Origin of the sequence: Leifsonia sp. (assembly GCF_051955155.1) — a bacterium.
Lineage (GTDB): Bacteria > Actinomycetota > Actinomycetes > Actinomycetales > Microbacteriaceae > Leifsonia.
On the sequence record NZ_JBQCGZ010000007.1, the window covers coordinates 1 to 8,609 of the forward strand.

The window sequence follows — 8,609 nt, forward strand, 5'->3', positions numbered from 1 at the left end:
CGGCGCCGGGGGGGCCCCCCGGCGCGCGCGCCCCCCGCCCGCCGCGGCGCGGGGGGCGGGGGCCGCCCCCCCCCACGGGTCGCGTCTCTAGGGTGGAGGGGTGACAGACGCTCCCCTCCGCCTCGTGGTCGCCGACGACTCCGTCCTGCTCCGCGAGGGGCTGATCCGGCTGTTCGACGAGGCGGGCTTCCGCACCGTCGGCGCGTTCGGCGACGCCGAATCGCTGCTCGCTGCGATCCCGCAGCTGCAGCCGGACGTCGCCGTGCTCGACGTGCGGATGCCTCCGACCTTCCGGGCCGAGGGCGTGCGTGCGGCGCTCGACCTGCGAGCCGCGCATCCGGGCGTCGCGGTCTTGCTGCTCAGCCAGTACGTCGAGGGTGCGTACGCCCAGGAGCTGCTCGCGAGCGGCAGCGGAGGCACCGGCTACCTGCTCAAGGACCGCATCGCCTCCCTCGACGAGCTGCGCGACGCCGTCAGCCGGGTCGCCACCGGCGGCACCGTGCTCGACCCGGAGGTCGTGCGCGAGCTGCTGGTGCGGAGGACCGACCCGCTCGCCTCCCTCACCCCGCGCGAGCGCGACGTCCTCACGCTCATGGCGGAGGGCAGGACGAACGCCGCGATCGCCTCCCGGCTCGTCATCGGGGTCGGCGCGGTGGATAAGAACGTGACATCGATCTTCCAGAAACTCGGCCTGGAGGATTCGGGCGACGACCACCGGCGGGTGCTGGCGGTACTGGCGTTCCTGCAGCGCTGAGAGCAGACTGGCCGACGACACCGCACCGAGCAGACAAGGGGACGGCATCGTGGCCGGTTTCGACGACATCACCAAGAAGGCGCAGGAGTTCCTGAACGACGACAGGGTCAAGGACGCCCTGTCGTCGCAGCAGGCGGAGGACATCAGCGACAAGGTCCTGGACGGCGTCGCCGACGCCGCGAAGAAGGTCTCCGGCGGGAAGTTCGACGACCGGATCGAGGACGCGCGCGACGCGGCGGACAAGCGCGTCGGCGACGAATAGACCGCGAACGACATCCATGTGAACGCATGGAGCGTCTCGCGCTCCGTGCGAGTCGGTTCCCCGGCCCCGGCGATTCCGTCGTAGCCTGTCGGGGACAGTAGACCCTCCGGTCTAACCCGGATCGACCCCGACGCGACCCTGGAAGACGACATGCCCCGACGACACACACGCGTACTCCTGCCCCTGCTCGTCGCCGCGCTCGCGACCGGCCTCGCCGTGACGGGTGTCGAGCCGGCGCTCGCGACGACCGCGCCCCCGGCCGGCGACGAGGCGGCCGCGAGCCCCGCGACCACGGCGACGCCGACCCCGGCAGAGCCCACCCCGACGACTACTCCGGCCCCGACCGCGACGCCCGCACCGACGGCTTCGGCGACCCCGTCGCCCGCTCCGACCGCGACCTCGCAGGTGCAGGTCGGGGAGGATCCGTCGCTCGCAACGCAGAACGCGGCGCGCAACCACGCGATGGGCTCGACCATCTTGGCGAACGACCCGAACAGCGCGGCGCAGAAGTCGACGCGCGGGTTCTCTTCCCAGGCGACCGCCTTCCCGCCCGGAATCCCCGGCCTGGACGTGAGCGGCTGGCAGGTTCTGACCGCCGCGGACTGGCGCACCATCGCGGCCAACGGCGCGAAGTTCGTCTATGTGAAAGCGACGGAGGCCACCGACTACAAGAGCAGCCAGTTCGCCGAGCAGTACAACGACTCGTACGCGGCCGGTCTCATGCATGGCGCCTACCACTTCGCAACACCGAACACCTCGTCCGGAGCGGCCCAGGCCAACTACTTCGTGAACAACGGGGGAGGCTGGAGCGCGGACGGCCGCACGCTGCCCCCGCTGCTCGACATCGAGTACAACCCGTACGGCGCCACCTGTTACGGCATGACCGCCGCGCAGATGGTGTCGTGGATCCGTGACTTCTCGAACACGATCCTGACGCGCACCGGCCGTCTCCCCGCCATCTACTCCACCACGGACTGGTGGACGCGATGCACGGGCAACAACGCCGGCTTCGGCGCCAACCCGCTGTTCATCGCGCGCTACCCCTCCAACCTCGCCTCCGGCGCCGGCACTCTGCCGGCCGGCTGGGCGAACTACTCGATCTGGCAGTACGCCAGCTCCGGTGTCTTCCCCGGCGACCAGGACACGTTCAACGGAACGCTCGCGAACCTGCAGCAGTTCGCCGCGAACGGACCGATCATCCAGCCGATGATCAGCGGCGTGGTCGGCGTCGGCGATTTCGACGGCGACCGCAAGCCGGACCTGATCGGGCGGCGCTACGACGGCACGCTGTGGTTCTACGGCGGAACCGGGAGCGTCACGGGCATGAGCTCCGGCTATCGCTCCGGCCAGCAGATCGGGACGGGTTGGGGCGCGTACGACGTCCTGGTCGGCGCAGGCGACCTGAACGGCGACGGCAAACCGGACCTGCTCGCGAGGAAGCCGGACGGCACGCTGATGTTCTACGCGGGCACCGGCACCGTGAGTGCGAGCAGCCAGGGCTACGCGCCCGCAGTCCAGGTGGGCACCGGCTACAACCAGTACAAGCAGCTGCAGGGGGTCGGGGACTTCACCGGCGACAAGAGGGCGGACGTCATCGGCGTGAAGCCGGACGGGACGCTGTGGCTCCTCGCCGGCACTGGCAACGCGACGGCGGGCAACATCTTCTCCGCGCCGGTGCAGATCGGCAGCTCGTGGGACACGTATCAGACGGTTCTCGGGATCGGCGACCTGGACAAGGACGGCAAGCCCGACCTGCTCGGCATCCGCGCCGACGGCTCGGCCGGGTTCTACTCGGGTACGAGGGCCGCGCCGTGGTACAAGCCCGCCGCGCCCATGACCCTGCCCGGCGTCAGCTCCACGGACATGTTCGCGGCGCCCGGCGACTTCAACGGCGACGGCACCCCCGACCTCCTGGACCGCACTGTCGGCGGCGCGCTCCGGTTCATCAGCGGAGCCGCGCTCGGCAGCGAAGGTTACAAGACCGGGTCCGCGCTCGCCTCGACGTGGCCGGGGACCGCCCAGGTCATCCCGGTCGGCGACTTCAACGGCGACGGCAAGCGCGACGTCCTCACCGTGGGCACGGACGGGACGCTGTCCTTCCGCCCCGGCACGGGCACGAGCGACGTCTTCGGCGCCCCGGTGAAGATCGGCTGGGGCTGGAACGTCTACTCCCGCCTGGTCGGGGTCGGCGACTACAACGGCGACGGAAAGCCGGACCTGCTCGGCATCCGTGCCGACGGCACCTTCTGGTTCTACGCAGGCACCGGATCGATCAGCTCGTCGGTGACCTCGTCCGGCTACAAGCCGGGCGTGCAGGTGGGCCGCGGCTGGAACGTCTACTCATCGGTCGTCGGCGTCGGAGACCTGAACGGCGACGGCAAGCAGGACATGGTCGCCGTCCGGCCGGACGGCACCGCGATGTTCTATGCAGGCACCGGGGTCGTGAGCACCACCGCGGAGGGCTACAAGCCCGCCCAGCAGATCGGTTCCGGCTGGAACAGCTCCTCGTCCCTGATCGGGCCGGGCGACTTCACAGGCGACGGCAAGCCGGACCTGATCGTGCGGACGTCGGACGGCGCGCTGTCCCTGTACCGAGGGACCGGCACGGTCAGCGCGACCGGAACCTTCGCGAGCCCAGTCGTCATCGGCAGTGGCTGGAACGGCTTTACTTCGGTGGCCGGCGTAGGCGACGTGAACGGCGACGGCAAGAACGATCTCGTCGGCGTCACGCCGTCGGGAACCGTCTACTTCTACGCGGGCACCGGCGACGGCGGCAACCTCACCGCCGGCTTCTCGTCGACCGCCACCACCATCGGCACCGGCTGGGACGTCTACCGCTGAGCCACGAGGGCTCCGGCCCCCGAACACAGGAAAACCGCTGCGGATCGAGCGAGATCCCAGCGGTTTTCCTGTTCTGGAGGGGATGACGGGAATCGAACCCGCGTAATCAGTTTGGAAGACTGAGGCTCTACCATTGAGCTACATCCCCGAAGCCGCCCTGGCGGACGGCCGACGACCATCGTAGTACATAACGGGCCCGCGCCCGCGTGCAGTAGACTTGCGCGTGGTCTTTCGCACCGCTGAAGCCGGGGCGTAGCTCAGCTTGGCTAGAGCGCCCGCTTTGGGAGCGGGAGGTCGCAGGTTCGAATCCTGTCGCCCCGACGAGGACCTCGTTCCTTGCGAGTAGACCATCGTTCGAACATTCAGGAGAACCCAGACATCGTGAAGACCACGGTCGAGAAGCTCAGCCCCACCCGCACCAAGCTCACCATCTCGGTGACGCCGGAGGAGCTGAAGCCGTCCATCAACCACGCGTACGAGCACATCGCCGAGCAGGTGACCATCCCCGGTTTCCGCAAGGGCAAGGTGCCGCCGCCCATCATCGACCAGCGGGTCGGCAAGGCCGCCGTCCTGGAGCACGCGGTCAACGAGGGCCTGGACGGCTTCTACCGTCGCGCCGTCGAGGAGAACGACGTGCGCCCGCTCGGCCGTCCGGAGGCCGACATCACCGAGTGGCCGAACGAGAAGGACTTCTCGGGCGACCTGCTGCTGACCATCGAGGTGGACGTCCGCCCCGAGGTCACCCTCCCTGCCTTCGACGACATCACGATCACGGTCGACGCGGCCGAGGTCGGCGTCGACGACGTCGAGGAGGAGCTGGACCGCCTGCGCAGCCGCTTCGGCACGCTCGTGACCGTGGACCGTCCCGCCAAGAAGGGCGACTTCGCGCAGATCGACCTGGTCGCCGTCATCGGCGGCGAGGAGGTCGACACCGCCGCGAACATCTCCTACGAGATCGGCTCCGGCGAGCTCATCGACGGCATCGACGAGGCGCTCGAGACCCTCACCGCCGGCGAGACCACCACCTTCGAGGCCCCGCTCATGGGCGGCGACCACGAGGGCGAGAACGCGCAGATCACCGTCACGCTGAACGCCGTCAAGGAGCGCGAGCTGCCGGAGGCGGACGACGACTTCGCCCAGATCGCGAGCGAGTTCGACACCATCGGCGAGCTGCGCCAGAGCCTGCGCACGCAGGTCGAGCGCGCGAAGGCGTTCGGCCAGGGCACCGCGGCGCGCGACCAGCTGGTCGACAAGCTGCTCGAGCTTGTCGAGATCCCGGTCCCGGAGCAGCTCGTCGAGGACGAGGTGCACCGTCACCTCGAGCAGGAGAACCGTCTCGAGGACGACGTGCACCGCGCCGAGGTCAAGGAGTCCAGCGAGAAGACCTTCCGCACGCAGATCCTCCTCGACGAGGTCGCGCAGGGCGAGGACATCAAGGTCAGCCAGGACGAGCTCACCCAGTACCTCGTGCAGGGCGCCGCCCAGTACGGCATGGACCCGAACGAGTTCGTCAAGATCCTCAGCGAGAACGGCCAGATCCCCTCGATGGTCGGCGAGGTCGCCCGCAACAAGGCGCTCGCGGTCATCCTGGGCAAGGTCGAGGTCGTCGACACCAACGGTGCGAAGGTCGACCTGACCGAGTTCATCGCCCTCCCGGAGGAGGATGACGCCGACGCCGCCGCTGCTGCCGAGGAGCAGCCGGCTGCCGAGCAGGCCGCGGACGAGGTCCCCGCCGAGGAGCCCGCCGCCGAGGAGAAGCCGAAGAAGAAGGCCGCCGCCAAGAAGAAGGCGGCCGACAAGTAGGTCGCATCGTGTGAGAGGCCGGGTCCCGCGTGGGCCCGGCCTCTCGTGCGTTCGGCGGGACGACGGGAGGGCACACGGATGGACGACTGGCAGGAGCGCATCGACGCGGTCTGGCACGCGGCGGGGGAGCGCGACGAGCAGGAGACGGTGGCCGCGATCGACGCCCTCGTGGCAGAACGCGACTCCGGCGACCCGATCGCCCTGTTCGAAGCGGCGGGCGCCCGTGATTTCGCGGGCCGTGAGGCCGAGGCGGAGCCGCTCTACCGTGCTGCGCTGGATGCGGGCCTCGCCGAGCCGCAGCGCGGCCAGGCGATCATCCAGCTCGCGAGCACCCTGCGCAACCTCGACCGCCCGGAGGAAGCGCTCGGGATGCTGCGCGACCTCCTGCAGGAGCATCCGGGCCACGAACTCGCCGGCGCAGCCCACGCGTTCGCCGCGCTCGCCCTGTTCGACTCCGGCCTCCCCGCCGCGGCTCTGCGCGAGGCCCTCGACGCGCTCGCACAGCGTCTGCCCCGCTACGGACGCGCCGTCGCCGCCTATGCGGCCGAGCTGGAGGACAGCTGACCCTCCCGGGCTTCGCCGATCGTTCGCGCGTTGTTCACTCGCGCCCGTCACGCCACGAGGCGGACGCTCGCGCGGCGACCGCTAGGCTGATCCCGACAGTGCCTAGGGTTCCGTTCCCGCCCCGGCGGGAGGACTGGTCCGAGCGGCACCACGGGAGCGCGCCGCGCCCCGTCATCTGACAGGACAAAAGCCCGGAGGATCCGCTCCGTCGCGCCCACGCGACGGGGGAGAGGATCCTTATGTCGCCCGTCGCCCTGCTGCTCGTCGTGATCGCCGCGTTCTGCCACGCGAGCTGGAACCTCGCGTCCAAGCGCGCCAGCGCCAGCGGCGTCCCGTTCATCTTCCTCGGCGCGGTCGCCTCGACCGTGCTCTGGCTGCCCGCGGCCGGTGTGGACCTGGCGCTCTCGGGCGCCGACCTGCGCTGGCTGGCCGTCGGCGCCGGCGTCTCCGCGATCATCCACGTCGGCTACATGTGGGTGCTGCAGCGCGGCTACCGGCACGGCGACCTGTCCGTGGTCTACCCGATGGCGCGCGGGACGGGACCGCTGCTCTCGGTCGTGTTCGCGATCCTGCTGTTCGGCGAGCACCCGTCCGCGCTCGCCCTGGCCGGGGCCGCTGTCGTCGTGGCCGGGATCGTCGGGATCGGCCTCAGCACCGGCGCGCCGGCGTCCGTGCCTGGTGGGAGCGGACGGGGGCGCGCCCGTCTGCTGCTCGGCCCCGGCATCCTGTACGGGCTGCTCACCGGCGTCACCATCGCCGTGTACACGCTGTGGGATGCGTTCACCGTCAACGACCTCGGCGTCTCGCCCGTCGCGTTCATGGTGGGCTGCTCGCTGGGGGAGATCGTGCTGCTCGCGCCGATCGCGGTCGCCAGGCGCGCGGAGGTGCGCGCCGCCTGGCGCGACTACCGGCGGCAGGTGATCGTGGTCGGCGTGCTCTCGCCGCTGTCGTACATCCTCGTACTCAGCGCCATGACGCTCGCGCCGGTCTCGCTCGTCGCGCCGGCGCGGGAGCTGTCCGTCGTCCTGGTCAGCCTCGCCGGCTGGCTGCTGCTCGGCGAGCCGCGGCCGCTGCAGCGCCTGGCCGGATCGGCCGTCGTGCTGGGCGGGGTCGCTCTGCTCGCGCTCGGCTGAGCACGCGCCGCGACACTGTATCTGCCCACGGCGAACAGCGCCGAAATGCCGGAAACCCTCCGATAGATTCATTTCCAAGCGACAAAGGAAACGGAGCGAACATGGCCGACATGGGTATCCAGCCCAGTGTTTTCGACAGACTGCTGAAGGACCGAATCATCTGGCTCGGTTCCGAGGTCCGGGACGAGAACGCGAACGAGATCGCCGCGAAGCTGCTGCTCCTGGCCGCAGAGGACCCGAAGCGCGACATCTACCTCTACATCAACTCGCCCGGCGGCTCGATCACGGCCGGTATGGCCATCTACGACACCATGCAGTTCGTCCCGAACGACATCGTCACGGTCGGCATCGGCATGGCGGCCTCGATGGGCCAGCTGCTGCTGACCGCCGGCACCAAGGGCAAGCGGTACATCACGCCCAACGCGCGCGTCCTGCTGCACCAGCCGCACGGCGGCTTCGGCGGCACCGCGAGCGACATCCAGACGCAGGCGCAGCTGATCCTCGACATGAAGAAGCGACTGGCCGAGATCACGGCCTCCGCGACCGGCAAGTCCGTCGAGCAGATCAACGCCGACGGCGACCGCGACCGCTGGTTCACCGCGCAGGAGGCGCTCGACTACGGCTTCGTCGACCACATCCGCGAGTCGGCTCTCGACGTCGCGGGCGGCGGCGGGACCGACCAGGAGACCAAGTAGGACCGCGAGAAGGACGAGGACCAACGAAATGAACATCCCTATGCTCGGCGGTCAGGCCGCAGGCGGCGTGCAGGCGCCTGGCGCCCGCTACATCCTGCCCAGCTTCGAGGAGCGCACCGCCTACGGCTACAAGCGTCAGGACCCGTACGCCAAGCTGTTCGAGGACCGCATCATCTTCCTCGGCGTCCAGGTGGACGACGCATCGGCCGACGACATCATGGCCCAGCTGCTCGTTCTCGAGAGCCAGGACCCCGACCGCGACATCGTCATGTACATCAACTCGCCCGGCGGCTCGTTCACGGCCATGACGGCGATCTACGACACGATGCAGTACATCCGTCCGCAGATCCAGACGGTCGTGCTCGGCCAGGCGGCCTCCGCCGCGGCGGTGCTCACCGCCGCCGGGACGCCCGGCCAGCGCCTCGCACTGCCGAACGCGCGCATCCTGATCCACCAGCCGGCCGTCGGCCAGGCCGGCCAGGGCCAGGCGTCGGACATCGAGATCCAGGCGAACGAGATCATGCGCATGCGCACCTGGCTGGAGGAGACGCTCGCGA

Annotated in this window: 8 protein-coding genes and 2 tRNA genes; 9 read left to right on the top strand and 1 reads right to left on the bottom strand. The window is 70.0% G+C overall.

Annotation, left to right across the window (positions count from 1 at the left end; genetic code table 11):
* Positions 1–100: 100 nt before the first annotated feature.
* From ACTHMF_RS00445 to ACTHMF_RS00455, 3 genes are all read left to right on the top strand, one after another.
* Positions 101–754, top strand: a complete 654-nt coding sequence (locus ACTHMF_RS00445; RefSeq protein ID WP_440315847.1) for a response regulator transcription factor — start codon at positions 101–103, stop codon at positions 752–754.
* A 49-nt stretch (positions 755–803) separates the two neighbouring features.
* A complete protein-coding gene (locus ACTHMF_RS00450) occupies positions 804–1,016 on the top strand; it encodes an Rv0909 family putative TA system antitoxin (RefSeq protein ID WP_314147280.1) in 213 nt (70 codons plus the stop codon).
* A gap of 150 nt (positions 1,017–1,166) precedes the next feature.
* A complete protein-coding gene (locus tag ACTHMF_RS00455) occupies positions 1,167–3,857 on the top strand; it encodes an FG-GAP-like repeat-containing protein (protein WP_440315848.1) in 2,691 nt (896 codons plus the stop codon).
* Positions 3,858–3,931: 74 nt separating this feature from the next.
* Here ACTHMF_RS00455 and ACTHMF_RS00460 read toward each other — a convergent pair.
* Positions 3,932–4,005: transfer RNA gene (locus ACTHMF_RS00460), tRNA-Gly, on the bottom strand.
* Between the two features lie 98 nt (positions 4,006–4,103).
* On the opposite strand from ACTHMF_RS00460, the gene ACTHMF_RS00465 reads away from it, so the two are divergent.
* The 6 genes from ACTHMF_RS00465 to ACTHMF_RS00490 all read left to right on the top strand — a co-directional run.
* Positions 4,104–4,178: transfer RNA gene (locus tag ACTHMF_RS00465), tRNA-Pro, on the top strand.
* Positions 4,179–4,238: 60 nt separating this feature from the next.
* A complete protein-coding gene (gene tig / locus ACTHMF_RS00470; RefSeq protein WP_440315849.1) occupies positions 4,239–5,660 on the top strand; it encodes a trigger factor in 1,422 nt (473 codons plus the stop codon).
* Positions 5,661–5,738: 78 nt separating this feature from the next.
* On the top strand, positions 5,739–6,224 hold the full coding sequence (locus tag ACTHMF_RS00475; protein ID WP_440315850.1) for a tetratricopeptide repeat protein: 486 nt from the start codon (positions 5,739–5,741) through the stop codon (positions 6,222–6,224).
* 239 nt (positions 6,225–6,463) lie between these two features.
* Positions 6,464–7,357 carry a DMT family transporter gene (locus ACTHMF_RS00480; RefSeq protein ID WP_314148397.1) on the top strand — a complete coding sequence of 298 codons (894 nt, stop codon included), beginning with the start codon at positions 6,464–6,466 and terminating at the stop codon, positions 7,355–7,357.
* A gap of 101 nt (positions 7,358–7,458) precedes the next feature.
* A complete protein-coding gene (locus tag ACTHMF_RS00485; RefSeq protein ID WP_314148398.1) occupies positions 7,459–8,052 on the top strand; it encodes an ATP-dependent Clp protease proteolytic subunit in 594 nt (197 codons plus the stop codon).
* A 28-nt stretch (positions 8,053–8,080) separates the two neighbouring features.
* The coding region (locus ACTHMF_RS00490) for an ATP-dependent Clp protease proteolytic subunit (protein WP_440315851.1) at positions 8,081–8,609 on the top strand (529 nt) is incomplete at its 3' end.